Source organism: Mesorhizobium sp. P2_F5 (assembly GCF_056403715.1).
This window is the reverse complement of record NZ_JBFUEY010000028.1, coordinates 1-23249: the sequence shown is the minus strand read 5'-3', so window position 1 is coordinate 23249 and position 23249 is coordinate 1. Positions and strand designations below refer to the sequence as shown.

Genomic DNA, 23249 nt, shown 5'->3' with positions numbered 1-23249 from the left:
TCCGTCAGACGGAAGCAGCGACTGCTGAGGCGAAGTCGCGATATGAGCGCAGTGGGCGGCCCAGAAGCGCAGTCAAGCGCTCGACGTCGCCGGCCTCAGGCAGCATCCCGTCGGTGAAGAAGCGCTCGCCCATCAGGCGCATGTCGTAGGCCATCCAGGCGGGCAAGAACTGCTTGAGGTTCTGCTCAAAGCCCTCTGTATTGTCGCCGCTGTAGCTGATCGGGCGGGCAAGCTCGTCTGACCAGATTGCGGCAATATCGGTCCCGGTCAGTGTCTGCGGACCGACGAGGTTGATCCGGTCGAGCGCAAGCGGCTCCTCGGACTGTTCGCGGCGCAGCAGCTCAAGAGCGGCGATCTCGGCGATATCACGGGCGTCGATCATGGCGAGACCCTTGGCGCCGATCGGCATTGGGTAGGTGCCATAGCCGGTGATGATGTCTTCGATCATCAGATCATTCTGGATGAAGTAAGCCGGGCGCAAGATCGTAGCCTTGAAGTCCATCTGCTCGATCATTCGCTCGACGCCGAACTTGCCCGCGAAATGCGGCACGTTCACATAGACGTCAGCGTGGATCACCGACAGATAGACGATCCGCTCGATGCCGGCCGACCGGGCGACGTTCAGCGCGATCAAAGCTTGGGTGAATTCATCCGGTACCACGGCGTTCAAGAGGAACAGCGTGGAAACCCCAGACATGGCTTTGCGCAGCGAATCGACGTCGAGAAAGTCGCCTTGCACGACGGATACGCCAGCCGGGAAGCTGGCTTTCGACGGATCGCGGACGAGAGCACGCACATCGGCGCCGCGCTTGACGAGGTGGTCGACGACTTGGCGGCCAATATTGCCCGTGGCGCCGGTAACGAGAATGGTCATGAAATTTCTCCTGTTGGATTGCTTGACACCTCCAATATGAGTGGCTCACAAAGCGCCCAGTAGGCGGAAATTTTAGACACATCGTCTCACTGGTGGAACACTAATGGATCTTCTTGCCCTCGCCGATTTTAACCTCGTTGCCCGCCATGGCGGCTTCGGCAAAGCGGCAAGGGCCACCGGCCGGCCCAAGGCGACGCTGTCCCGGCGCGTTGGAGACTTGGAAAGCAGTCTTCATCTGCGCCTGTTTGAACGGGGTGCGCGTAACCTGAAGCTGACCGAGGAAGGACGGGCGCTCTTCGAGCGGACGGGGGCGTTGCTTGCCGAACTGGACGAGACGGCGTCGGCGATTGCGTCGGGCGGTCAGAGGCCTAAGGGCAGACTACGGATCAGCGCACCCTTACATTTTTCGCAGACCGCAATGGGGAGGATCGCTGCGGGGTTTGCCCTTAAGTATCCGGAAGTGAAGCTTGAAGTGACGACTGAGGACCGGCATGTCGACATGATCGAGGAAGGCTACGATCTGGTAATCCGGGTCAATCCAGATCCCGACGAAAGCCTGGTCGGACGGGCGTTTCTCCGCGACCGCCTGGTCGTCGTGGCGAGCCCCGACCTTCCTCGTACGACCGCAGGGCTCGCCGCTCCTGGCGTTGCGCGCGGGACAGACGAGCGGCAAACTTGGCAGGTGAAGACAGCCGGTGGCCGGTCAACAATTAGAATCGAACCTGTCCTCGCTTTGTCAACGCTCATCATGGTCCGGGATGCGGTGCGAGCCGGCGTTGGCGCAGGACGGCTTCCCATTTCGTTGGTGGCCCACGACTTGGCCGACGGCACGCTGGTGAATTGGGGGGATATTGATGGCCCCGAGATCTCTTTGTGGACGCTATATCCATCTCGGCGGCTGCTCAGCGCGCGAGTGTCGGCGTTCCTGGATTTTCTAAAACAGGCTTTCCCAAATGGGACGCCGGACGAACTAGCTGCCTATATTGGCAGGTGACGACAGACCGCTCAGCCAGAACGCCGCTCGGCTCAATCGATCAAAGCCAGCTGACAGACAGTTGTCAGGAGCGTTCCTTTATGTTGCCTTTGCCGCACGGGCGGCGGGCAATGGAGAGGAAAGCAATACATGACCATCAAGGCCAGCTGTCACTGCAAGGCGACGACATTCGAGGTTTCGCAGGCGCCCGAGACGGTAACGCAATGCACCTGCTCGTTCTGCTCCAAGCGCGGCTCGCTGTGGGCCTACTACGTTCCGTCGCAATTCAAGCTCACCAGCTCGCCGAAAACCGTCTCCGTCTATCTCTGGGGATCGAAGACCGTCAAACACGGATTTTGCGCCATTTGCGGCTGCGGCACCTTCACCGAAACGCCGGACTGGTCGACCGGCAAACCGGACTTCGACAACCCCAAAATCTCAGTCAATTCGCGGCTGTTCGACGATTTCGACCTCGACAAGGTCGAAGTGGTTGTCATCGACGGCAAGAACCTCTGGTAGGCCGGCGCCAACCGCCGAAGCAGAAGAGTGGCGCAAGCGGGGAAAAGCCGCTTTCGCCGCTCGGTTTTTCGCCGCATTTCATGTTACAAGACCGGAGAAGGGCTTATATGCGCGAGCCGTAAAGGCTGCGGTTTGGAGAGGGACGATTTCTATGAAAAAGACTGTGCTCGTCGCCGTTGCGACGGCTGTGTTGGTGAGCGCCTGCACGACGACCGATCCGTATACCGGGGAGCAGAAGGTTTCGAACACTGCAGCCGGCGCCGGCCTTGGCGCGCTGGCGGGTGCGGGCCTCGGCCTGCTTGCCGGCGGCAATGACCGCCGCAACGCGCTGATCGGCGCCGGTATCGGCGCGCTGGCCGGCGGCGCCATCGGCGCGACGATGGACCAGAACGAGGCTGAACTGCGCCGCCAGTTGCAGGGCACAGGCGTCAGCGTCACCCGCACCGGCGACCAGATCATCCTCAACATGCCGTCCGACATCACCTTCAACGTCGACCAGGATGCGGTGAAGCCCGGCTTCTACCAGGTGCTGAATTCGGTGGCGCTGGTGCTGAACAAGTTCCGCCAGACGACGGTCGACGTGTTCGGCCACACCGATTCGACCGGCGGTGACGAGCACAATTTCGACCTGTCGCAGCGCCGTGCATTGGCGGTGGCCAACTATCTGTCGGGACAGGGCGTCGATTCGCGCCGCTTCGCCGTCACCGGTTTCGGCAAGACCCGCCCGATTGCATCCAACGCAACCACGGCCGGCCGCGCGCAGAACCGGCGCGTCGAGATCCAGCTTTCGCCGCTTACCTGATCAGGTCGGCATCGAAATGCGAAGGCGGCCCCGCAAGGGGCCGTTTTCATTTTGGCTCCTGTGGTCCGCCAAAAGATCTAAAGCATTAGAGTTTTCTAATGATCCCTTTCCGGAGGCCTTGGAAAGGATTAGCATTGGCACCGTTCCAGAGGGGATGGGGCGGTACAAATGGCCGCGCAATCATCATCTATCCGGCCCCGGTCCTGCACGGCCAGATCATGAAATCTGGGAGGAATGCATGTCAAGAACAGCTCGCCTTGGGCGTTGCGGTGTCCTCGTTTTGACAGGTCTGGTCTCTGCTTGGTGCGCGGCCGCCACGGCTCGAGCCGAGGACGCCAACAAGGCCGACATCGAAGCCTTGAAGAAATCGCTCGCCAAATATGAGGATTACACGGCCGCCGTCCGCGACCTTTATCTGTCGACCGTCGGGTGCGTCTACTTCACCGGGGAAAAGATCGCCGGCACAATGGACTATCCGAAGGGCGCTATGGGCATCCATTTCGTCAACGTCCCGAGTGTCGGCCAGAAACTCGATCCGATGCGCCCCAATGTGCTGATCTACGAGCCGACCAAGAAAGGCTTGAAGTTGGTTGGCGTGGAATGGCTGGTGCCCCTGACGCCAGACACCAAGGAAGCTCCAAAACTCTTTGGCCAGACCTTCATGGGACCGATGGAAGGGCACTATCCGCTCATTCCGAGGGAGTTCGTCCACTACGACCTTCATGCCTGGCTGTTCAAGGACAATCCGAACGGCATGTTCAGCCCGACGAACCCGAACGTGAAATGCAGCAGGGCCGAGTTTCCGATGCTGGAAAAACCGACCAAGATGATGCCCGGCCCGATGTGACGGGACAGATATGATCTGGACAGGCAAGCCGGGCGATCGGCTTGCCTCGCGAAAACGAAACTGGAAATCAGACCTTGGCGACGATCTTCATGAAGGCCGGCATGTCATCGCCGAAGCCGACCGTGCCGTCATTGTCGTCGCCGCCGCGGTTGTTGCGGGCAGGACGGCTGTTATTGGCGCGCTGCGGCCTCGTGTCGCCGCGTTCGGGGGCGCGGTTCTCGTTGTTGCGATCGGAAACCTTGCGGTCGCTGTTTTCGGAGCGGATCGCTTCCTTGCGCTGACGCCGTTCGCCGATGTCGGCGACCGCGGCTTCGGCTACGACCGGCTGTTCTTCGCGCACGACATCCGGTGCTGCGTCTTCGCTATGCCTGGCATGGCGCTCGCGTGGCTTGCGCTCGCCGCTGTCTTTGCGATCATGGGCCTTGCGGTCTTCGTCCTTGCGGCCGGCACGGCGCGGGGCGCCACGGCCACGGCGGGGCGCTTCGTCCTCACCGCCTTCGCTAGCAACCACCGTCGACAGGTCGCCGTCATGCCACTCGATCTTGTTGCCGATCAGCCGTTCGATGGCGTCGATGTATTTGGTGTCTGACTTGGTGGCGATGGTGAAGGACTTGCCCGAACGTCCGGCGCGGCCGGTGCGGCCGATGCGGTGGACATAGTCTTCGGCGTGGATCGGCACATCGTAATTGAAGACGTGGCTGACATCGGGGATGTCGAGGCCGCGTGCGGCGACGTCGGACGCCACGAGATAGCGCAATTTGCCGTCGCGGAAATTGGCCAGCATCTGCATGCGGGCGCGCTGATCCATGTCGCCATGCAGCGCACCGGCGTCGAAATCATACTTCAACAGCGAGCGGAACAGTTCCGACACTTCGACCTTGCGGTTGCAGAAGATGATGGCGTTCTTCAGCTCGGCATCTTCGGCCTTCATCAGATTGCGCAGCGTCTCGCGCTTGTCCCACGGCTTCGAGCCGGACTTGACCAGGCGCTGGATGATGTTGGTGGCAGCGGATGCTGCCTTGGAAACCTCGACACGCACCGGCGTATGCAGGAATTTTTCGGTGAGCTTGGTGATCTCCGGCGGCATCGTCGCCGAGAAGAACAGCGTCTGCCTTGTGAACGGGATCATTTCGCAGATGCGCTCGATGTCGGGGATGAAGCCCATGTCGAGCATGCGGTCGGCTTCGTCGATGACGAGGATCTCGACGCCGTTGAGCAAAAGCTTGCCGCGTTCGCGGTGGTCGAGCAGTCGGCCGGGCGTCGCGATCAGCACGTCGGCGCCACGCTCAAGCTTTTTGTCCTGCTCGTCGAAGGAGACGCCGCCGATCAAGAGCGCAATGTTGAGCTTGTGGTTCTTGCCGTATCGGATGAAATTCTCTTCGACCTGCGCGGCGAGTTCGCGCGTCGGCTCGAGGATCAGCGTACGCGGCATGCGGGCGCGGGCCCGACCTTGTTCGAGGCGGGTCAGCATCGGCAGCACGAAGGAGGCCGTTTTGCCCGTGCCGGTCTGGGCGATGCCCAGAATATCCTTGCCGAGCAGCGCATGCGGGATGGCGCCGGCCTGGATCGGCGTCGGCTGGGTGTAGCCGGCATCGGTGACTGCGGAAAGCACCTTCGGCGACAGGCCGAGGTCTGAAAAGGTCAACGCTTCTGGAGCGGTCGTGGTGTCTGAGGACAAGTGTTGATGTCTTTGGCTGGTTCGGGGAAGCGCAACGGCATCCGTCGCGGCAAGCACAGCGTGCCTGCAAGATTGGTATTGCGATTAGGCGCAAGCCCGCGATTTGTCAACAGAAACGGGCGAGATTGGCACGATTGTGAAAACGTAAGCTTAATCGCGATGCTTAATCAGGTAGTCAATCTTTGCGCCGGCTCAATAGCGAAATTGCTCGGCGAGAATGCGTTCGTTCCACGAATGGTTGGGGTCAAACAGCAGTGTCGCCGTCGCGCTCAGTGATTCCCGAACCGTGACGGATGCCACCGCCTTGACCTCGGTGTGGTCGGCGGCGGCGTTCACCGGGCGCTTCTCCGGCTCCAGAATATCGAAGCGAACGGTTGCCTTGTTGGACAACAGGGCACCCCGCCAACGGCGTGGCCGGAACGGGCTGACCGGGGTCAGCGCGAGCAGCGGCGCGTCGAGCGGCAGGATCGGCCCGTGCGCCGACAGATTGTAGGCGGTGGAGCCGGCCGGTGTTGCGATCATCACGCCGTCGCAGTTCAGTTCCTCGATGCGGATCTGCTCGTCGACGGTGATGCGGATCTTTGCCGTCTGGTAGGATTGGCGCCACAGCGCCACCTCGTTGATGGCAAGTGCCGAAACCGTCTCGCCCTCATGCGTCACCGCCAGCATCTCCAGCGGGCGGATCGTTTCGGCGACGGCGGCGGCGATGCGCTCGGTGAGGCCGCCGACGCGGTATTCGTTCATCAGGAAGCCGATGGTGCCACGGTTCATGCCGTAGACCTTCTTTCCCGTGCTCATCGTGTCGCGCAAGGTCTGCAGCAGGAAGCCGTCGCCACCGAGAGCCACCACCACCTCGGCATCGTCGAAGGAGGCCTGGCCATAGCGGGCCGACAGGCTCTCCATCGCCGCCTTGGCATCGGCAGTGTCGGAGGAAACGAAGGCGAGACTGGGTTTGCTCATGACTTCCCGATGGCGGTCGGCGGCGGTTGCGTGGGGTAGCATGGGCAGGCGCGTCTGCAAAGGGAGGCAGCATCCGGTTCCGCCAGGGCTGTGGCAGCGCGAAAAGCGGCTTCTCTCGCTTCATGTCGCCGGAGCGGCGAATGTGATGGTTAAGAGCAAGCTTAAACACTCGTAAAGTCCGATCGATCATGTTAGCCGGCAGAGGATGGGTGGCTGGGGGGCTAGCCAGTCGAGACCTGTCTATTGCCGGTGACACGCCTGATTATCGTCTTCCTCATGCTGGGAAGTTTCGCCCTTCTCTTCGCCGAACTTGTGCGACAGTCCGAGGACATGAGTTCGAGGCCGACGGCCTCGCGCTGCGGCGACGCCGGCATGCCATGCCCGCAAAACGCTTTGTAGGCTGAAAGCGCAGCCGATCCGCCGACTAAGCGGCTGCAATCCATCACCCACTGCCTGACAATCTGCAGGTTTGACGGCATCGACCATGCGTCCCAGAGGTCTGGCCGATGCCTGTCGCCATGCCAGCAAAAAGATATTGACTGTATGTTTAGTAATTAATACCGTTGCGGACATACCGAGTTGGTCAGCCGGCATCCGCCGGTGAATGGCCACCAGTACGAAGGGAACATACGGACTCGAGGCGGCAATCCCGCCGGTCCCGACAATGGGAGACAATAAGCATGCATCTGAAATCGACCGCGACAGCGCTCGCTCTGCTCGCCATGACCGGCATGGCCCGCGCCGATGGCGAGCTCCAAATCTACAATTGGGGCAACTACACCAGCCCGGACCTGATCAAGAAGTTCGAGGAGACCTACAAGGTCAAGGTCACCGTCACCGACTACGATTCCAATGACACCGCTTTGGCCAAGGTCCGCCAGGGCGCTTCCGGCTATGACATCGTCGTGCCCTCGGCCAGTGTCATGCCGATCTGGATCAGCGAAGGCCTGCTGCTGGAAACTGATCCCAACACGATGGAGAATTTCAAAAACGTCGATCCGAAATGGGTCGACGTGCCGTTCGATCCGGGCCGCAAATACTCAGTGCCGTGGCAATGGGGCACAACCGGGATCTCGGTCAACAAATCGGTCTATGCCGGCGACCCGAACACCTCGGCGCTTTTCCTCGACCCGCCGCCGGAGCTCGTCGGCAAGATCAATGTCGTGCCCGAAATGGGGGACATCATGTTCCTCGCCATTGCCTATGAGGGCGGCAAGTACTGCACCGACGACAAAGTGCTGCTGAAGAAGGTGCATGACAAGCTGGTCGAGGCGAAGGGCAAATGGCTGTCGCTCGACTACGCTGCCGTCGATGGCCTGGGCCGGGGCGACATTGCCGCCGGCGTCAACTGGAACGGCATATCGCTGCGCCAACGGCTGCAAAACGACAAGATCGTCTACGGCTACCCCAAAGAAGGCTTTCCGATCTGGATGGACAATGTCGCGGTGCTCAAGGACGCCAAGAATGTCGAGAACGCCAAGCTTTTCCAGAATTTCATCATGGACCCCAAGAACGCCGCGCTGATCTCGGCTTTCGCGCACTACGCCAATGGCATCAAGGGCTCCGAGCCCTTCCTGCCGGACGACATGAAAGGGGCGCCCGAAGTGGACGTTCCAGCCGAATTTGCCGACAAGGGCCAGTTCATGCCGGCCTGCCCCGCCGACATCCAGGCGCTCTACACCAGGATCTGGACCGACCTGCAGAAATAGCCGCGCCGCCAGCCGAACTTGACCACACCATCGGGCCGCCMCGCGGCCCGACCATCCCTTCATGCCAGATGCGGTCCAGCCGCCGCGGGAGATTTTTGATGTCCGATCTCGACCTTTGCTACATGCCGGCCAGCGAGGCGTTGCGGCTGTTCAAGGCGAAGAAACTTTCGCCTGTGGAGTTGATGCAGGCGACCATCGATCGCGCCGAGGCGACCAAGGCGACGATCAACTGCTTCACCTTCACGCATTTCGACGAGGCGATGGATCTCGCCAGAAAAGCCGAGGCGAAATACGCCAAAGGCGCCAAGACTGGTGCGCTCGAGGGCCTGCCGATCGGCATCAAGGACGAGAGCTACATCAAGGGCAAGCCGACCTCGCATGGGTCGCTGCTGTCGAAGGACGCCATTGGCGGCCATACCTCGACGATGAACGAGCGTGTTATGAAGGCCGGAGGCATTGTGCACGCCCGCACCGCAACGCCGGAATTCAGCTGCGCCGGCTATACCTGGTCGAAGCGATGGGGCGTGACCCGCAACCCGTGGAATCCGGATTTTACGCCGGGCGGGTCGTCGGGTGGTTCGGCCGCAACGCTGGCGTCCGGCACATCGTCGATCGCCACCGGCTCGGACATTGCCGGGTCGATCCGCATCCCTGCCTCGGCCTGCGGCCTGGTCGGCTTCAAGCCGCCTTACGGCCGCAACCCGGACGAGCCGCCCTTCAACCTCGATTTCTACTGCCACACCGGGCCGCTGGCGCGGAATGTTACAGATGCGATCCTGTTGCAGAACGTCATGGCTGGCCCGAGCCCGCTCGACATCGCCACGCTTCGCCCAAAACTGCGTCTGCCGCTCGACTACAAGCCTATCAAGGGCTGGAAGATCGCTTTCTCCATGGACCTTGGATTTTTTGAGGTTGACCCTGAGGTACGCAAGAACACGCTCGCCGCCTGTGACGTGTTCCGCTCGCTTGGCGCCACGGTCGAGGAGGTCGATCTCGGCTGGGGCGACGAGGTGTTGAAGGCCGGCATGGCCTATCTGGAGCATCTCTTCGGCGCCTCGCTGTCGCCGCTGCTTGCCAGGCAAGGCAAGGACATGACCAGCTACGCCAGACAGTTTGCCGAGGATGGGCAGAAGTCGAAGGCGACGGATTTTGTCGCGACCCTGGACGTAGCGGCCAGGATGTACCAGACGCTGGGGCCATTGCTGGAAAAATACGATGTGCTGATCTGCCCCACAAACGCGCTTCCCGCGGTGCCGGCGGAATTCGACCAGACCAAAGGCAAGGTCGAGATCAATGGCAAGCAAGTAAACCCGTCGCTGGGCTGGGTGATGACGACGCCGTTCAACATGCTGAGCCGCTGCCCGGTTCTGTCCGTGCCGTCGGGCCGCGCCGCCAACGGTGTGCCGACTGGCATCCAGATTGTCGGCCGCACCTATAGCGACGCCGACGTGTTCCGAGCGGGTATGGCCTATGAGACGGCTCGGGGTCAGTGGTATGCAAACGCCGGGACACGCCCGTCGCTTTGAGTCCGCGACGAGCCGGCGTAGCAAAGGCGGGATGTTCTGACCGTCGAGGAAAGGCTTGACGACGATGGCGCAACGCAAAGCCACCGCGGATGCGGGAAAAGACAAGGCAGCCAAGGGTGCGGCAAACGACGCCGCGCCCAAGGACCGTCGGCGCGAACGCGGCGAAGCGAGCATACAGCGCATCATCGATGCCACTATCGAACTCATCGCGGATGAAGGCCTGGCCAGCGTCACCATGCAGCGCATCGCCGAGCATGTCGGCTCGTCCAACGCGCTGGTCGTCTTTCATTTTCGCAGCAAGGAGAACCTGTTCCGGGCCGTGCTGCAGTATCTCAGCGACCAATATGATGCGCTGTGGCTGACGCTGGTGCGGGCGCCCGGCCTGTCGCCGGTCGAGCGGGTCCTGGGCGCGGTCGACTGCGCGCAGCGCTTTGCCCGCCTGCATCCGAAATGGGTTTCGGTGTTCGTCGTGTTCTCCAGCGACCGCAAGAGCATGCAGCTGTACAACGAGATCGGCCTGCCCAGCGATCTCGCCTACACCGCCGAAGCCCGTGACCTGTTGATCGAGATTTCGCAGCGCGGCGGCTACACCGGCGTCGACATCCACACGCTGTCGGAGAGCCTGAACTATCTGGTTCACGGCGCCTGGTATTGGGATCACCTCAACCCGTCCGGCCGCGACACCGACGTGCTGCGCAAGACCATGCTGCTCCTGCTGCATCAGGCATTTCCACGGCATTTTGAGGTGATGCGTTGATCTGTTAGGGCGCTACCGCCGTTAACAGCCGGCCTGGCGCTTCTGCGCGCCAGATACCCATCGATCAACTCGCGCCGGCGTCATACAATGTCCCTATTGAGTTGAATCCAGAATATGGTACAACTTCAGGGTGTATTGATGGAGGGGTGGGTGCAGTTTTCAATTTGGCATTGGGTGATCCTGCTGCTGCTGATCGGAGTGCCTGTATTTTTCGCTGTCCGGTCAGCACGCAGGCCATCACAGAATTCGACTGATCTGGTGGGGTTTGGAGGGTGGCTTTTGCTGCTGGCAATCGGTCAGACCTTGTCGCCATTGCGCACACTGGCCGAATTCGGCAATTCGATCGAGGGCTATCAGCAGCTCATGGCGCTGCCCAATGGTCCCTTGGCGACTTATGGCGAGATCGCCTTGTTGCTGGCATTTCTGGTGCTTCAGCTGGTTGTTCTCATTGCCATGTTCCGGCGCAGTCCCCGTTTCAAGAAGCTGTTCCTCCTCCAGTGGTTTGCAATACCGGTCGTGTTCCTGGTCGACGTCATTTGGATCTCCACTCTTATCAAGGTTCCGGTGAGCCAGGTCCTTGCGGGAGATGCCCTGGTCAAGCCGACAGTTTCCTTCGTGGTGACCGGAATTTGGGTTGCCTACGTCTACAACTCCGTCAGGGTCAGAAACACCTTCGACAGGGCTGCGGCAAATGCGGAGATCGCGACTGCCTTCCAATAAAGGCGAGGAGTTCAGCTCTTCGCGTGGCGGCGGTTCTCCGTTCGCCAAGGTTCGGAGGACACTCCTTCGCTCTTCGAGCTTCAGGTGGCTTGCCACCCGAAGCTCGAAGAGCGAAGGGTGGTGCCCCCGGACGGAATCGAACCGCCGACCTTCGGTTTACAAAACCGCTGCTCTACCAGCTGAGCTACAAGGGCACGGCGCTCCGGTTAGCATATTTGTTGCGCCAGTAAAGACAAAACTCCGTTTTCGATTGCTAATGAACCCTGCCGAGGCGAGACGGGCCGCCATGCTAAAAACCGCCAATGGGCTTCCTACATATTGGAGAGGTGCAACCGCATCGAACGGGGTGTCGCATGATTAGATTTGTCATCATCCTGCCGCTTGTCGTCATCGCCTGGTTTCTCGTGGTGAAGCTCATCAAGGATGTGAAGAGCGCCAATATCGACTGGACCGGCGTCGCCACCATCGTCGGTTTCGTCGTGCTGGCTTTCTGGCTGCGGCATGTCACGGGCATGGGGTAGGCAGTAGGCAGTACGGGATTTCAGCGCTGTGACGGGAAGATTTTGCGCGTGATGAAACCTCGACCGCAGCAGATTTTTCCGGCTCCAGAAGAAATCTTCAAAACCCTTCGAACCTTTTTCCGCGCCGAAACGACAGATGATCAAGAGGCGGATGGATCGCCTCTCCCAACGAAACAAGGAGATCGTCATGTTCACGCGCAAAATCGCTTCTGCCCTTATCGCCAGTACTGTCGCCGCCACTTCGCTGGTCGGCACCGTCCAGCCCTCGGCCGCCCACAGCCATCACCACAACCGCGAAATCGGCATCGGCATCGCCGCCGGCGTTGGCGGCTTCGTGCTCGGCAGCCTGCTCAACCAGCAGCCGCGCACCGTCTATGTCGACGACGAGGGTGGTTCCTGGCACGTCCGCCGCTGCGCCAACCGCTATGCCAGCTACGATCCGTACTCCGACACCTATGTCGGCTACGACGGCTACAGCCACTACTGCCGCCTCTAACAGTTCGGTTTCAGGCAATGAAGAAGGGGCTCCACAGCCCCTTTTTCATTGTTCACGCTAGGATTTCCGCGTGTCGATCGGCAACCCTGCCGCGCGGCAAACACCCACAATCCCGCCTTGCGACGTGTTGCCCATTGCGGCGAGTTCGAAGCTGTTGTCGGCATCCGGGTAAATCTTGCCCAGGAAAGGCTCATAGTCAGCAGAGCCGCCCGCAGCGTTCTTGTCATCGACAGAGCCGCATACCACGATCTCTTTGCGGCCGTTCACTGTGCGCTCACCGGCAAGTATGGGTCCGAACCTCGCCGCCACCGGGTTTTTCAAGTGCTGGCGCACGCCAATGGTGATGGTCTCCTCCAGGGCGAGCGAGACCGCAATGGGATCGGCGCGCTGGCTCGCGGCGGGTTCAGGTCGCGGCGGTGTCGTCGCCACGCAACCGCAAAGCGAAGCGAAGAGCAAAAGCTGGACCGTTTTCCGCATGCTCGCCTTTTTGCATGCCTGCGAAAGCCGCGGCAAGACGGGCAACGTCCATGTGGCCGGCGATGTACAGCGATTTTGCGAAAGTCTAGTCTGCCACCCGAGCGCCAATTGAGGGGAGGGTGGTTTGGACGAGCAGGACCCGAAGGAAGACCTGATCGAGCCGGTTTTCCGCAATGGCACGGTCACAACCGTCGGCATTCTGCTGGCGTTCTCGCTGGGTTTCGTCACCCATTGGGCGGCCAACCCGATACCGTGGCAACTCCATCATCTGCTTGCCGTGGTGCCGATCCTGGTTGGCATCGCCCTGCAGATGCGGGCGCTGTCGCTGCTGCTCGACCTGGATTCGCTCCGCCGGCCAATCTACGAACGCGCCAACCGCATCTTCATGGCCGGCATCATCCTGACCGCCTGCGGCGTCGGGCTGGCGATTCTGCTCGATGTCTTCGAGGTGTCGGCGAGGAGCACGCTGGTCGGGGCTTAGTCAGGTCAGCCGGACTTATGTCCGCCAATCATCTTGGTCACCTCGGCCGCCGCGTCACGCACCAGCGGCCCAATCTCGTCCAGTCGCTCCGGCGTTACCCGAACCGTCGGGCCGGACACCGAAACGCCGCCGATCGGCTCGCCGAACTCGTTGAAGATCGCGGCGGCGACGCAGCGCATGCCGGGATGCCGTTCCTCGTCGTCGACCGACCAGCCGCGCAGCTTGATCCTCACCAAATCGTGGGCCAGCGCGGAGATGTCGGACAGCGTGTTTTCGGTAAAGCGCTCCAGCCCGGCCTTGCGCAGGATCGCGCCAACACGCTCGGGCTCCAGATGCGCCAGCACCGCCTTGCCGATGCCCGAGGCATGAAACGAGCTGCGCGTGCCCGGCCGGAAGAAGGCGCGGATTGCCTGATGCGTTTCGACCTGGCTGACGAAGACGACGCAGTCGTCCTCGGCGACGCCGAGATTGGCGGTCTCGCCGGTTTTCTCCATCAACTCCTGCATGACGATGCGGGCGCGGTCGACCAGCTTGCGGCGGCGCAGGAACGCAGCGCCCATGCGGTAGGTCTCGACGCCGATCGACCACAGTTGGTCGGTGCTTTCGAACTCGACCATGCCGTGGTTCTGCAGCGTCGTCAGCATGCGGTAGGCGGTGGACGCGGCGAGACCGCTTTGCGCGGCGATCTCGCTCAGCGACAGGCCAGCGCCCTCGGCGACGATGGCCAGGATGCGCAGCGCCCGGTCGAGCGACTGCACCGAAGCGGCCTCGGAGGGGCCGTTGAAAGCGCGCGGACGGCCGCGCTGGCGTTTTTCGGTCGTTTCCATGGTTCCATTCTTGCCGATTTCGCCAAACAAGCAATGAAAAAGTTTTTCACTGGTTTGTGCCGCCGGATTCTGGAAAACGGAAAACTCAATAAAATCAGTGAGCAGTCGTCGTTTTCTAGAAATGAAAAAATATTCTGAAAAAATTGAAAAATGGTGAGAACGCTGCCATCCTTGGCCATCAACACATTTGCGGAGGCTGGACATGGCCAGGATGCGCGCTGTCGATGCAGCGGTTCTCGTTCTCGAAAAGGAAGGCATTTCCTGCGGCTTCGGCGTGCCGGGCGCGGCGATCAACCCGTTCTATTCGGCGCTGAAGGCGAGGGGCTCGATCCGCCATATACTGGCGCGCCATGTCGAGGCGGCGTCGCATATGGCCGAAGGTTACACGCGGGCCAAGGCGGGCAACATTGGCCTCTGCATCGGCACATCCGGCCCGGCCGGCACCGACATGATCACCGGGCTCTATTCGGCGGCGGCGGATTCGATCCCGATCCTGTGCATCACTGGGCAGGCGCCGCGGGCGCGGCTGAACAAGGAGGATTTCCAGGCCGTCGACATAGCCGCCATCGCAGCACCGGTCGCCAAATGGGCCGTCACCGTCATGGAGCCCTATCTCGTGCCGATGGCGCTGCAGAAGGCATTTCACCTGATGCGCTCATCGCGGCCGGGTCCGGTGCTGATCGACCTGCCGGTGGATGTCCAGTTGGCCGAGATCGAGTTCGACATCGACGCCTATGAGCCGCTTGTCCCGTTCAAGCCGGCAATGTCGCGCGCCCAGGCCGAAAAGGCGCTGGCGATGCTCAACGCGGCGGAAAAGCCGCTGATCGTCGCCGGCGGCGGTATCATCAATGCCGATGCGTCGGATCTTCTGATCGAATTCGCCGAAATCACCGGTGTGCCGGTCATCCCGACGCTGATGGGCTGGGGCGCGATCCCCGACGATCACCGGCTGATGGCCGGCATGTGCGGGCTGCAGACGTCGCATCGCTACGGCAATGCGACGATGCTGGAAGCCGATTTCGTCTTCGGCATCGGCAATCGCTGGGCCAACCGCCATACCGGTTCGGTTGATGTCTACACCAAGGGCAAGAAGTTCATCCATGTCGATATCGAGCCGACGCAGATCGGCCGGGTTTTCGCGCCGGATCTCGGCGTCGTCTCGGATGCCGGTGCGGCACTGAAGATCCTGCTTGACGTCGCCACCGAATGGAAGACGGCGGGCAAGCTGCGCGACTGGTCGGGCTGGGCGAAGGAATGCCAGGCCCGCAAGAAGACGATGAAGCGCAAGACGCATTTCGAGCAGGTGCCGCTGAAACCGCAGCGCGTCTATGAGGAGATGAACAAGGCGTTCGGCCGCGACACCACCTATGTCACCACGATCGGCTTGTCGCAGATCGCTGGGGCGCAGTTCCTGCATGTCTACAAGCCGCGCAACTGGATCAATTGCGGCCAGGCCGGCCCGCTCGGCTGGACGCTGCCGGCGGCCCTTGGCGTGCGCGCCGCCGACCCGGATCGCACCATCGTGGCGTTGTCGGGTGACTACGACTTCCAGTTCATGATCGAGGAACTGGCGGCCGGTGCGCAGCATAAATTGCCCTACATCCATGTCGTCGTGAACAACGCCTATCTCGGCCTGATCCGCCAGGCGCAGCGCGGCTTTTCCATGGATTTCGAGGTCAGCCTGGCCTTCGAGAACGTCAACCGCGCCAACGATCCAGAGGCCGGCTACGGCGTCGACCATGTCGCGGTCGCCGAAGCCATGGGCTGCAAGGCGGTCCGGGTGAGGAAGCCGGAGGAATTTGCCGGCGCGTTCAAGGAAGCGCAGCGGCTGATGAAAGAACATCAGGTGCCGGTTGTGCTCGAATTCATCCTCGAGCGGGTCACCAACATTTCCATGGGCACGGAAATCGACAAGATCACCGAATTCGAGGACCTTGCCGAAAACCATGAGGACGCGCCGACGGCGATCGTGATGCTCGACTAGGGAGAAAAGAATGCCGCGTTTTTCAGCCAATCTGTCGATGCTCTTTGGTGAGCACGATTTCCTCGACCGTTTCGATGCCGCCGCCCGCGCCGGCTTCAAGGGTATCGAATATATCGGCCCCTACGACCATGCGCCTGACGTGGTCGCGGCGCGGCTGAAAAAGAACGGCCTCAGCCAGGTGTTGTTCAACCTGCCGGCCGGCGACTGGGCAAAGGGCGAGCGCGGTATCGCCGTCCTGCCCGACCGCGTACCGGAATTCCGGCAAGGCATCGCCAAGGCGATCTCTTATGCCCACGCGCTCGGCTGCGAGCAGGTCAATTGCCTCGCCGGTATCGCGCCGCAAGGTGTCGACCGTTCCGTGCTGGAAAACACCTTTGCCGAGAATCTGGCGTTCGCGGCCGAGAAGCTGGAGCAGGCCGGCATCCGGCTTTTGATCGAGCCGATCAACACCCGCGATATTCCGGGCTTTTTCCTGAACACTTCGGAGCAGGCGCTGGCGCTGATCGACCGCGTCGGATCGAAGAACCTGTTCCTGCAATACGACATTTATCACATGCAGATCATGGAGGGGGATCTCGCCCGTACCATCGAGGCTAACCTTGGCCGCATCGCGCATATCCAGCTTGCGGACAATCCCGGCCGTCACGAGCCGGGGACGGGCGAGATCAATTATCCCTTCCTCTACGAGCACATCGACAGGATTGGGTATTCCGGCTGGGTCGGGGCGGAATACAAGCCGAAGGCGGGGACGGAGGCCGGGTTGGGGTGGTTCCGGGAGCTTAACGGGCAGGGGAGCGCTGCGGCTTAGCTGTTGCAATTGAAGTCGCGATCCTTCGCGCCCCCCTCTGGCCTGCCGGCCATCTCCCCCACTTGTGGGGAGATTGGCAGCTTCGGTGTATCGCTCACTTCCACAACGTTGGAGATTGGCGAAAGCCGAGATGACATCCGATCTCCCTCCTTGTGGGGGAGATGGCCGGCAGGCCAGAGGGGGGCGCGAAGGAACTCGGCCTCAACAAAAGGAGAAAAACTATGGAAACCATCGGCTTCATCGGCCTCGGCATCATGGGCGCGCCGATGGCCGGGCATCTGCTCGATGCCGGCTACACCGTCATCGCCAGCGACCATCGCTCGAAGCCGCCGGCCGATCTCGTCGCCAAGGGCATGAAGACCGTTACCGGCCATGCCGCAGTGGCGAAAGCCGCCGACATCGTCATCACCATGGTGCCCGACACACCGCAGGTGGCCGACGTGCTGTTCGGCGATAATGGCGTGGCGTCGGGCCTCAGCAAGGGCAAGCTGGTCATCGACATGAGCTCGATCTCGCCGATCGAGACCAAGATCTTTGCCAAAAAGATCAACGATCTCGGCTGCGACTATCTCGATGCGCCGGTGTCGGGTGGCGAGGTTGGCGCCAAGGCGGCATCGCTGACCATCATGGTTGGTGGCGAGGACAAGGCCTTTGAGCGCGCCAAACCCGTGTTCGAGAAAATGGGCAAGAACATCACGCTTGTCGGGCCGAACGGCGTCGGCCAGACCACCAAGGTCGCCAATCAGATCGTCGTCGCGCTGACCATCGAAGCCGTTGCCGAAGCGCTGGTCTTTGCCTCAAAAGCCGGCGCCGACCCGGCCAAGGTCAGGCAGGCGCTGATGGGCGGGCTGGCGGCCTCGCGCATTCTCGAAGTGCATGGCGAACGCATGGTCAAGCGCACCTTCGCGCCGGGCTTTCGTATCGAACTGCACCAGAAGGACCTCAACCTGGCGCTGGAAGGCGCCAAGGCGCTTGGGGTCTCGCTGCCCAACACCTCGACGACGCAGCAGCTCTTCAACTCATGCGCCGCCAATGGCGGGGCGAAAGAAGATCACTCGGCGCTGGTGCGCGCGCTCGAGCGGATGGCCAATTTCGAGGTCGGTAGCGAAGCAACCGAAGCCAAAGGCAAGGCAGCATAGGTCAGGAGAGGGCGGCGCAACGTTCCCAAGCCGCCAACTCTTGTCCGATCAGAGAACGGGTTCCTGCGTCCGTCGCCGGAGCCCGTTTCTCGTTTCGTCATATCTCTTGGCCGGCGGCCTGCCGCTTCCGGCTCAGTTGCATTTCAGGAAAGCCCGCGCCGCATAAAGGCTCACCGCCGCTGCGTTCGACACATTGAGCGAGCGGATGGCGCCGGGCATGTCGAGGCGGGCGAGCGTCGTCACCGTCTCGCGCGTCTTCTGGCGCAGGCCTTTGCCTTCGGCGCCCAGCACCAGCGCGATCTTCTCGCCTGAAAAACTCGTTTCGAGCTCCGCCGGGCCGTCCGAATCGAGGCCGATGGTCTGGAAGCCGGCTTCGTGCAGCTGTGCCAGCGCGTCGGCCAGGTTCTTCACCTCGATCTGGTCGATATGCTCCAGCGCGCCGGAGGCCGATTTTGCCAGCACGCCGGATTCCTGCGGGCTGTGGCGGGCCGTGGTGATCAACGCGCCGGCGCCGAAGGCGACGGCCGAGCGCAGGATGGCGCCGACATTGTGCGGGTCGGTGACCTGGTCAAGCACCAGCACCAGTTTCGTGTCGCCGAGCGCGTCGAGGCGCTTCGGCTTCAGTGGCTCGGCCTCGATCAGCACGCCCTGATGCACGGCGTCCGACCCGGTGACCTTGTCGATGTCCTTCGGCTCGACCAACTCGGCCTTGAACGGCAGAGCGGCGAGGTCGGCGATCGCCAGCCTCTCGGCGGCGTTGCGCGTCACCAGCATCTTTTTGATCCGCCTGCGCGGGTTGTCGAGCGCAGCCCGCACCGTATGCAGGCCATAAAGCCGCACCAACCCGTCGGCGGCATTCTCGCCCGGTGGCACCGGCTGGCGCGGCCGGAAGGCAGGCGCGCCGCCGGCCTTCTCGTCGCGGTGGGCGCGACGCAGCTTGGCGTAATGGGTGTCTTTGGCGGTCTTGGGCGTGTTGTCATTGCTCATGGCCGGCTTCTATAGCCGCGTCGCCGGGCCGTGGATACAGGCAGAAAGCCGGCTTGCCGGGCAGGCTGTCAATTTCAGCGCATTTTGCCCAGAGGTGCGGTTGACACCCACTGGCCTTGCCGCCATAAGGCGCTTCGCTGATTTCGGACAAAACCTTGGTTTCGACCTGATCGGCGAGAATGCCTCGTTGCAAGGCTTCGACGGCAGGCTGGAGAGGTGCCCGAGTGGTTAAAGGGGACGGACTGTAAATCCGTTAGCTTAGCTTACGTTGGTTCGAATCCAACCCTCTCCACCACTGCCAGCCCGCGAGCCCCAGGACGATGCGGGTATAGCTCAGTGGTAGAGCAGCAGCCTTCCAAGCTGAATATGCGGGTTCGATTCCCGCTACCCGCTCCAAACTTCCCACCAAGGCTCAAATCTCAGCGAATATCTCCACGACGTTGCCGTCAGGATCGCGGAAGAACACCGTCCTGTGACCCCATTCCTGGTCGGTGAGTGGCAGGACCGGCTGCACGCCCTTGGCCTGGAGGGCCTCGGCGCAGGCCGCCACCATCTCCGGTACGACCCGGAACGCCAGCTGCAGCGACAGCGCGTCCTTCTGCTGCGGCGTGTCATTGAACATCATGCCGAGGCTGGTCAGCGCCAGCGTGTTCGGGCCGACCCGGTATTCGATCCAGCTTTCGCCCAGCTCGCGCTGCAGCTCAAATCCCATCACATCTCCGTAGAAGTGGCGCATGGCAGCCGTGTCACGGGCAAAGATGACGGTGTAGTCGATCCGACGGATTTCGCGCAGTGCGTTCATTGCAGGGTGTCCCTTGGGCTTATGTTGCGATCGCTCGCAAACTAACTTCCCTTTAAAGGGGTACAAGACTATAGCTTATACTGGTATTGAGGGTGATAGCATGACGGACCAGGGTGCCCGCCACGACGAGCTTGCCCGCTTCCTGCGTGAGCGGCGGGACCGTCTGCCACGGAGCGATGGCGCCAACAGCCGCCGCAGGGCGCCGGGCCTTCGCCGTGAAGAGGTTGCAGCCGAGGCGGGGATCAGCACCACCTGGTATACCTGGCTGGAGCAGGGACGGGAGGTGAACGCATCACCGCAAGTGCTTCGCTCGCTGGCGCGGGTGCTGAAGCTGAGCCGATCCGAGCAGGCCTATCTGTTCCAACTGGCACGCCCCGATCTCGACTGGCGAAACCGCCTCGGCGAGCAAGGCCTGCCCAGCCTGCCGCTTTTGAACCTGCTCGAAGGGCTGGCGCCGCATCCGGCCTACATCGTCAACCGCTATTGGCAGGTCGTTGCCTGGAACCACCCGGCGACGGTGCTGCTCGGGGATTTCGAGCCCGATGATGAGTGGTCCGGCAGCCTGCTCGCCCGGCTGTTTCTCGACTTGGAATGGCGACAGCGCTTTGTCGATTGGCCGGAGGTTTCCCGCTCGGCCGTTGCGCAATTCCGCCTCGCCACCGTGGCCATGACCCGCGATCCGGTGCTGGCCGCATTGATTTCGTCCCTGGAAGCGGCGAGCGAAGCGTTCGCCACCTGCTGGAACAGCCGCGACATCGCCGAGCCGCCGATCTGGCGGAAGTCCATCCGGCACCCTGTCGCCGGCGAGATGGCGTTCGATTTCGCGACGCTGCAACCGGGCGGCCGCGACAGCGATTTTTCGGTTTCCGTTTATACGCCGGTCGATCCAGCGACCGCCGGGCGGTTCGCGGTGCTGGTCGAAGCGACGCCCGACAACCGCAAGGCGGTGCCGGGCGTCTTGGCTGAAGATGCTGGAGCGAAAGCGGCGCCCTAGTTGTTGAAAGCCGACGCGACCTGGTGTTGCTGCGGCACCTGGCCGTTCGGCGTCAGCTTGTCGACGATGCCGGGCAGGGCGGTGGACAATTGTTTGAGCAGTTCCTGCTCGTCGAGCCCGGTCCTTTGCGCGATCTCGCGGATGACCTGCGGACCGATTGCTCTGCCAAGATCATTGGCGTTGATCGGCTGGTTTTGGCCGGTTCCGACCCACGAGTCGGCGACGTTGCCCTGGCCAGCGTCTTTCAACTTGTCGAGCAGACCGCCCAGTCCGCCGAGCAGGCCGCCGTCGCCGGAGGCGGTGGTACCGGTGGGGGCGGGCGTTTGAGGCTGGGCGGGCTCGTCGGGCTGTTCGGCACCTCTGCCGCTCAGCATCTTTCCGACCAGCAGCGCGCCGAGCGCGATCATCAGCGGTTTGGTGATGTTGCCGCCGGGTACGGCGTTGTCAAAAAGTCCCATAGATCCAATCCTCCATTGCGACCGCGCCCGATCCCATTGGCTAGAATGGTGCAGGCGGTCGGAATTTCAAGTTGGCTTGAGCTTTTGACAATCATGTGACCATGATCGGCCGGCGAGGGAATGGAGAGGAAAAATGGGTATCATCAGCTGGATTATCCTCGGCGCCATCGCCGGCTTTATCGGCAGCAAGATCGTCAACAAGACCGGCCAGGGCATAATCATGGACATCGCGCTTGGTATTGTCGGCGCCATCGTCGGCGGGGTGATCTGCAGTCAACTCTTTGGCGTGGGTATTACGGGCCTCAATATCTACAGCCTGATCGTTGCCGTCGCCGGCTCGGTGGTCGTGCTGTGGGCCTATCACCAGTTCTCCGGCAAGCGAACGCTTTAAGCCGCTTCCTTGCTACCACGGACTGTCGTCGCGAGGATTATGCGACCACGGTCAGTCTGCGCTTGCGTTCATCCAGCGACACGATCGTCAGTCCGCTCGCGACCACCAGCAGGATGCCGCACACGGCCAGGGCATTCGGGAACTGTCCGAACACCAGCACACCTGAAATGACTGCCCAGACGGTAAAGCAGTAGTAGAACGGCGCCACGACGCCGGTCGGCCCGACGCGATAGGCCATGAAGATGAAGAAGTGGCCGAAGATCAGGAAGAACCCGGCGCCGGCCATCAAAAGCAGGTGACGGGCTTCCGGCATCACCCAGCGCTCTGAAACCAGATGCGCGGCACCCGCGCCGATCAGCACCACCACGACAGCGGAAATGGCGACGATCATGCCCGGTACCTCGGCCGGAACGCGCCTGCCGGCGAGATCGCGCGCCGCCGACAGGGCGGCGTTGCCGAGCGCCAGCAAGGCATAGACCGAGATGCCCTCCATGGTCGGCTGCGCCACCATGACCGCGCCGATGAAGCCGAGCCCGATCAGCGCCATGCGCACGCCGCCGATCCGCTCGCCGAACAGGATGGAGGAGCCGACCAGCATCAGGAGCGGGGTGATCTGCCCGAGCGCGGTCGAATCGGCGATCTGCATGTTGGCCAGCGCCACCACGTAGCAAAGGATGGCCGCCAGCTCGAGCAGGTTGCGGCGCAGCACGCGCCTGTCGAAGATCAACGGGACCTGCTTGCCATAGCCCAGCAGGAACAGCAGCGGCATGCCCCACAGCGTGGCCGCGACCCCGCGCAGGAACAGCACTTCATAGGACGGCAATCCCGCGGTGGCGAGCTTCATCATCGTGTCGTTGACGAGGTAGGACCCCGTCGAAACGATCATGAACAGCGGGCCGCGTATGGAGGTGGGGATGAAATGCATCGGACGAGCAAATCAGACCGCCGCCGCAGCGGCAATGGGCCACGCGCGGGCTGCCAATCCGGCAGGGAAGGGCCAGGACATGGCCGGGAGTTGCAGATACGCGCTGAAGCCCGCAGCCCCCATTTCATTTCCGGTCGCGCGTTCCTATATCGACGCCATATCCCCGCAATCGGATCATCGGTTCGGACCGAGTGGACAGCGCACCCGGCCACAAGGCACTTGTGTTTTTCGGCCGTAGTCGCTAATCGCCCCGCATTCGACTGAACTGAAGGTCAAGGCCGTCCAAGGAAAGAGACTATGGCAAAAGGTAAATTCGAGCGTAACAAGCCTCATGTGAACATCGGCACGATTGGTCACGTCGATCATGGCAAGACGTCGCTGACGGCGGCGATCACGAAGTATTTTGGCGAATACAAGCGCTATGACCAGATCGATGCGGCGCCCGAAGAGAAGGCCCGCGGCATCACCATTTCGACGGCTCACGTCGAATACGAGACGGCTGCCCGCCACTACGCCCACGTCGACTGCCCCGGCCACGCCGACTATGTGAAGAACATGATCACCGGTGCCGCGCAGATGGACGGCGCTATCCCT

General features: G+C 61.9%; 27 protein-coding genes and 3 tRNA genes. 20 read left to right on the top strand and 10 right to left on the bottom strand.

Annotation, left to right across the window (positions count from 1 at the left end; all coding sequences use genetic code 11):
- Window positions 1-4: 4 nt before the first annotated feature.
- Window positions 5-874, bottom strand: a complete 870-nt coding sequence (locus AC1DYO_RS28205) for an SDR family oxidoreductase (RefSeq protein WP_477267674.1) — start codon at window positions 872-874, stop codon at window positions 5-7.
- A gap of 103 nt (window positions 875-977) precedes the next feature.
- Between AC1DYO_RS28205 and AC1DYO_RS28200 the strand changes: the two genes are divergently transcribed.
- The 4 genes from AC1DYO_RS28200 to AC1DYO_RS28185 all read left to right on the top strand — a co-directional run bounded on the left by AC1DYO_RS28200 (window position 978) and on the right by AC1DYO_RS28185 (window position 4015).
- Window positions 978-1868 carry a LysR family transcriptional regulator gene (locus tag AC1DYO_RS28200; protein WP_477267673.1) on the top strand — a complete coding sequence of 297 codons (891 nt, stop codon included), beginning with the start codon at window positions 978-980 and terminating at the stop codon, window positions 1866-1868.
- 129 nt (window positions 1869-1997) lie between these two features.
- Complete coding sequence (locus tag AC1DYO_RS28195; RefSeq protein ID WP_477267672.1) at window positions 1998-2366, top strand: GFA family protein; 369 nt, start codon at window positions 1998-2000, stop codon at window positions 2364-2366.
- A 151-nt stretch (window positions 2367-2517) separates the two neighbouring features.
- A complete protein-coding gene (locus AC1DYO_RS28190; RefSeq protein WP_181061880.1) occupies window positions 2518-3168 on the top strand; it encodes a YiaD family glycine zipper/OmpA-like lipoprotein in 651 nt (216 codons plus the stop codon).
- Window positions 3169-3406: 238 nt separating this feature from the next.
- Window positions 3407-4015, top strand: a complete 609-nt coding sequence (locus AC1DYO_RS28185) for a hypothetical protein (RefSeq protein ID WP_477267671.1) — start codon at window positions 3407-3409, stop codon at window positions 4013-4015.
- A 67-nt stretch (window positions 4016-4082) separates the two neighbouring features.
- Here the strand turns inward: AC1DYO_RS28185 and AC1DYO_RS28180 are convergent, their stop codons facing one another.
- Window positions 4083-5693, bottom strand: a complete 1611-nt coding sequence (locus AC1DYO_RS28180) for a DEAD/DEAH box helicase (protein ID WP_477267670.1) — start codon at window positions 5691-5693, stop codon at window positions 4083-4085.
- 192 nt (window positions 5694-5885) lie between these two features.
- On the bottom strand, window positions 5886-6653 hold the full coding sequence (locus AC1DYO_RS28175; RefSeq protein WP_477267669.1) for an NAD kinase: 768 nt from the start codon (window positions 6651-6653) through the stop codon (window positions 5886-5888).
- A 680-nt stretch (window positions 6654-7333) separates the two neighbouring features.
- Here AC1DYO_RS28175 and AC1DYO_RS28170 point away from each other — a divergent pair.
- The 4 genes from AC1DYO_RS28170 to AC1DYO_RS28155 all read left to right on the top strand — a co-directional run bounded on the left by AC1DYO_RS28170 (window position 7334) and on the right by AC1DYO_RS28155 (window position 11365).
- Window positions 7334-8362 (top strand): extracellular solute-binding protein, encoded by a 1029-nt coding sequence (locus AC1DYO_RS28170; RefSeq protein WP_477267668.1) that lies wholly within the window; start codon window positions 7334-7336, stop codon window positions 8360-8362.
- Between the two features lie 98 nt (window positions 8363-8460).
- Window positions 8461-9888 carry an amidase gene (locus AC1DYO_RS28165; protein ID WP_477267667.1) on the top strand — a complete coding sequence of 476 codons (1428 nt, stop codon included), beginning with the start codon at window positions 8461-8463 and terminating at the stop codon, window positions 9886-9888.
- A gap of 64 nt (window positions 9889-9952) precedes the next feature.
- A complete protein-coding gene (locus AC1DYO_RS28160; protein ID WP_477267666.1) occupies window positions 9953-10645 on the top strand; it encodes a TetR/AcrR family transcriptional regulator in 693 nt (230 codons plus the stop codon).
- Between the two features lie 150 nt (window positions 10646-10795).
- Entirely contained in the window at window positions 10796-11365 is a 570-nt protein-coding gene (locus AC1DYO_RS28155; RefSeq protein ID WP_477267665.1) for a DUF2569 family protein, read from the top strand.
- Window positions 11366-11483: 118 nt separating this feature from the next.
- Here AC1DYO_RS28155 and AC1DYO_RS28150 read toward each other — a convergent pair.
- Window positions 11484-11559: transfer RNA gene (locus AC1DYO_RS28150), tRNA-Thr, on the bottom strand.
- 159 nt (window positions 11560-11718) lie between these two features.
- Here AC1DYO_RS28150 and AC1DYO_RS28145 point away from each other — a divergent pair.
- The gene (locus AC1DYO_RS28145; protein ID WP_477267664.1) at window positions 11719-11886 is read left to right on the top strand and encodes a hypothetical protein; all 168 of its coding nucleotides are present in this window, start codon (window positions 11719-11721) and stop codon (window positions 11884-11886) included.
- A gap of 187 nt (window positions 11887-12073) precedes the next feature.
- A complete protein-coding gene (locus AC1DYO_RS28140; protein WP_477267663.1) occupies window positions 12074-12382 on the top strand; it encodes a BA14K family protein in 309 nt (102 codons plus the stop codon).
- 57 nt (window positions 12383-12439) lie between these two features.
- Here AC1DYO_RS28140 and AC1DYO_RS28135 read toward each other — a convergent pair whose 3' ends face one another.
- Window positions 12440-12859, bottom strand: a complete 420-nt coding sequence (locus tag AC1DYO_RS28135) for a hypothetical protein (RefSeq protein WP_477267662.1) — start codon at window positions 12857-12859, stop codon at window positions 12440-12442.
- A 124-nt stretch (window positions 12860-12983) separates the two neighbouring features.
- Between AC1DYO_RS28135 and AC1DYO_RS28130 the strand changes: the two genes are divergently transcribed.
- Window positions 12984-13340: a hypothetical protein gene (locus AC1DYO_RS28130; protein ID WP_477267661.1), complete on the top strand. Its 357-nt coding sequence runs from the start codon at window positions 12984-12986 to the stop codon at window positions 13338-13340.
- Window positions 13341-13345: 5 nt separating this feature from the next.
- On the opposite strand, the gene bhcR is transcribed toward AC1DYO_RS28130, so the two are convergent.
- Window positions 13346-14167 (bottom strand): HTH-type transcriptional regulator BhcR, encoded by an 822-nt coding sequence (gene bhcR, locus AC1DYO_RS28125; protein ID WP_477267660.1) that lies wholly within the window; start codon window positions 14165-14167, stop codon window positions 13346-13348.
- Window positions 14168-14369: 202 nt separating this feature from the next.
- On the opposite strand from bhcR, the gene gcl reads away from it, so the two are divergent.
- The 3 genes from gcl to AC1DYO_RS28110 all read left to right on the top strand — a co-directional run bounded on the left by gcl (window position 14370) and on the right by AC1DYO_RS28110 (window position 18098).
- Window positions 14370-16151: a glyoxylate carboligase gene (gene gcl / locus AC1DYO_RS28120; protein WP_477267659.1), complete on the top strand. Its 1782-nt coding sequence runs from the start codon at window positions 14370-14372 to the stop codon at window positions 16149-16151.
- Between the two features lie 10 nt (window positions 16152-16161).
- Window positions 16162-16959 carry a hydroxypyruvate isomerase gene (gene hyi, locus AC1DYO_RS28115; protein ID WP_477267658.1) on the top strand — a complete coding sequence of 266 codons (798 nt, stop codon included), beginning with the start codon at window positions 16162-16164 and terminating at the stop codon, window positions 16957-16959.
- A gap of 221 nt (window positions 16960-17180) precedes the next feature.
- A complete protein-coding gene (locus tag AC1DYO_RS28110; RefSeq protein ID WP_477267657.1) occupies window positions 17181-18098 on the top strand; it encodes a 2-hydroxy-3-oxopropionate reductase in 918 nt (305 codons plus the stop codon).
- A gap of 132 nt (window positions 18099-18230) precedes the next feature.
- On the opposite strand, the gene AC1DYO_RS28105 is transcribed toward AC1DYO_RS28110, so the two are convergent.
- Window positions 18231-19085, bottom strand: coding sequence for a TrmH family RNA methyltransferase (locus AC1DYO_RS28105; RefSeq protein WP_477267656.1), 855 nt, complete (start codon window positions 19083-19085; stop codon window positions 18231-18233).
- On the opposite strand from AC1DYO_RS28105, the gene AC1DYO_RS28100 reads away from it, so the two are divergent.
- The 3 genes from AC1DYO_RS28100 to AC1DYO_RS28090 all read left to right on the top strand — a co-directional run bounded on the left by AC1DYO_RS28100 (window position 19078) and on the right by AC1DYO_RS28090 (window position 19481).
- Window positions 19078-19317 (top strand): hypothetical protein, encoded by a 240-nt coding sequence (locus AC1DYO_RS28100; protein WP_477267655.1) that lies wholly within the window; start codon window positions 19078-19080, stop codon window positions 19315-19317. The two genes, AC1DYO_RS28105 and AC1DYO_RS28100, sit on opposite strands and share 8 nt — an antisense overlap.
- Window positions 19296-19380: transfer RNA gene (locus AC1DYO_RS28095), tRNA-Tyr, on the top strand. The genes AC1DYO_RS28100 and AC1DYO_RS28095 overlap by 22 nt, the downstream gene beginning before the upstream one ends.
- Before the next feature lie 27 nt (window positions 19381-19407).
- Window positions 19408-19481, top strand: a tRNA-Gly gene (locus tag AC1DYO_RS28090).
- A 16-nt stretch (window positions 19482-19497) separates the two neighbouring features.
- On the opposite strand, the gene AC1DYO_RS28085 is transcribed toward AC1DYO_RS28090, so the two are convergent.
- On the bottom strand, window positions 19498-19887 hold the full coding sequence (locus AC1DYO_RS28085) for a VOC family protein (protein WP_477267654.1): 390 nt from the start codon (window positions 19885-19887) through the stop codon (window positions 19498-19500).
- A gap of 100 nt (window positions 19888-19987) precedes the next feature.
- On the opposite strand from AC1DYO_RS28085, the gene AC1DYO_RS28080 reads away from it, so the two are divergent.
- Window positions 19988-20881, top strand: a complete 894-nt coding sequence (locus AC1DYO_RS28080) for a helix-turn-helix transcriptional regulator (protein WP_477267653.1) — start codon at window positions 19988-19990, stop codon at window positions 20879-20881.
- On the opposite strand, the gene AC1DYO_RS28075 is transcribed toward AC1DYO_RS28080, so the two are convergent.
- A complete protein-coding gene (locus tag AC1DYO_RS28075) occupies window positions 20878-21339 on the bottom strand; it encodes a YidB family protein (protein WP_477267652.1) in 462 nt (153 codons plus the stop codon). The two genes, AC1DYO_RS28080 and AC1DYO_RS28075, sit on opposite strands and share 4 nt — an antisense overlap.
- A gap of 133 nt (window positions 21340-21472) precedes the next feature.
- Here AC1DYO_RS28075 and AC1DYO_RS28070 point away from each other — a divergent pair, with 133 nt between their 5' ends.
- Window positions 21473-21730: a GlsB/YeaQ/YmgE family stress response membrane protein gene (locus AC1DYO_RS28070; protein ID WP_477267651.1), complete on the top strand. Its 258-nt coding sequence runs from the start codon at window positions 21473-21475 to the stop codon at window positions 21728-21730.
- A gap of 37 nt (window positions 21731-21767) precedes the next feature.
- Here AC1DYO_RS28070 and AC1DYO_RS28065 read toward each other — a convergent pair whose 3' ends face one another.
- On the bottom strand, window positions 21768-22655 hold the full coding sequence (locus AC1DYO_RS28065) for a DMT family transporter (protein ID WP_477267650.1): 888 nt from the start codon (window positions 22653-22655) through the stop codon (window positions 21768-21770).
- A gap of 297 nt (window positions 22656-22952) precedes the next feature.
- Here AC1DYO_RS28065 and AC1DYO_RS28060 point away from each other — a divergent pair.
- A partial coding sequence (locus AC1DYO_RS28060) for a GTP-binding protein (protein WP_477267649.1) occupies window positions 22953-23249 on the top strand: 297 nt, incomplete at its 3' end.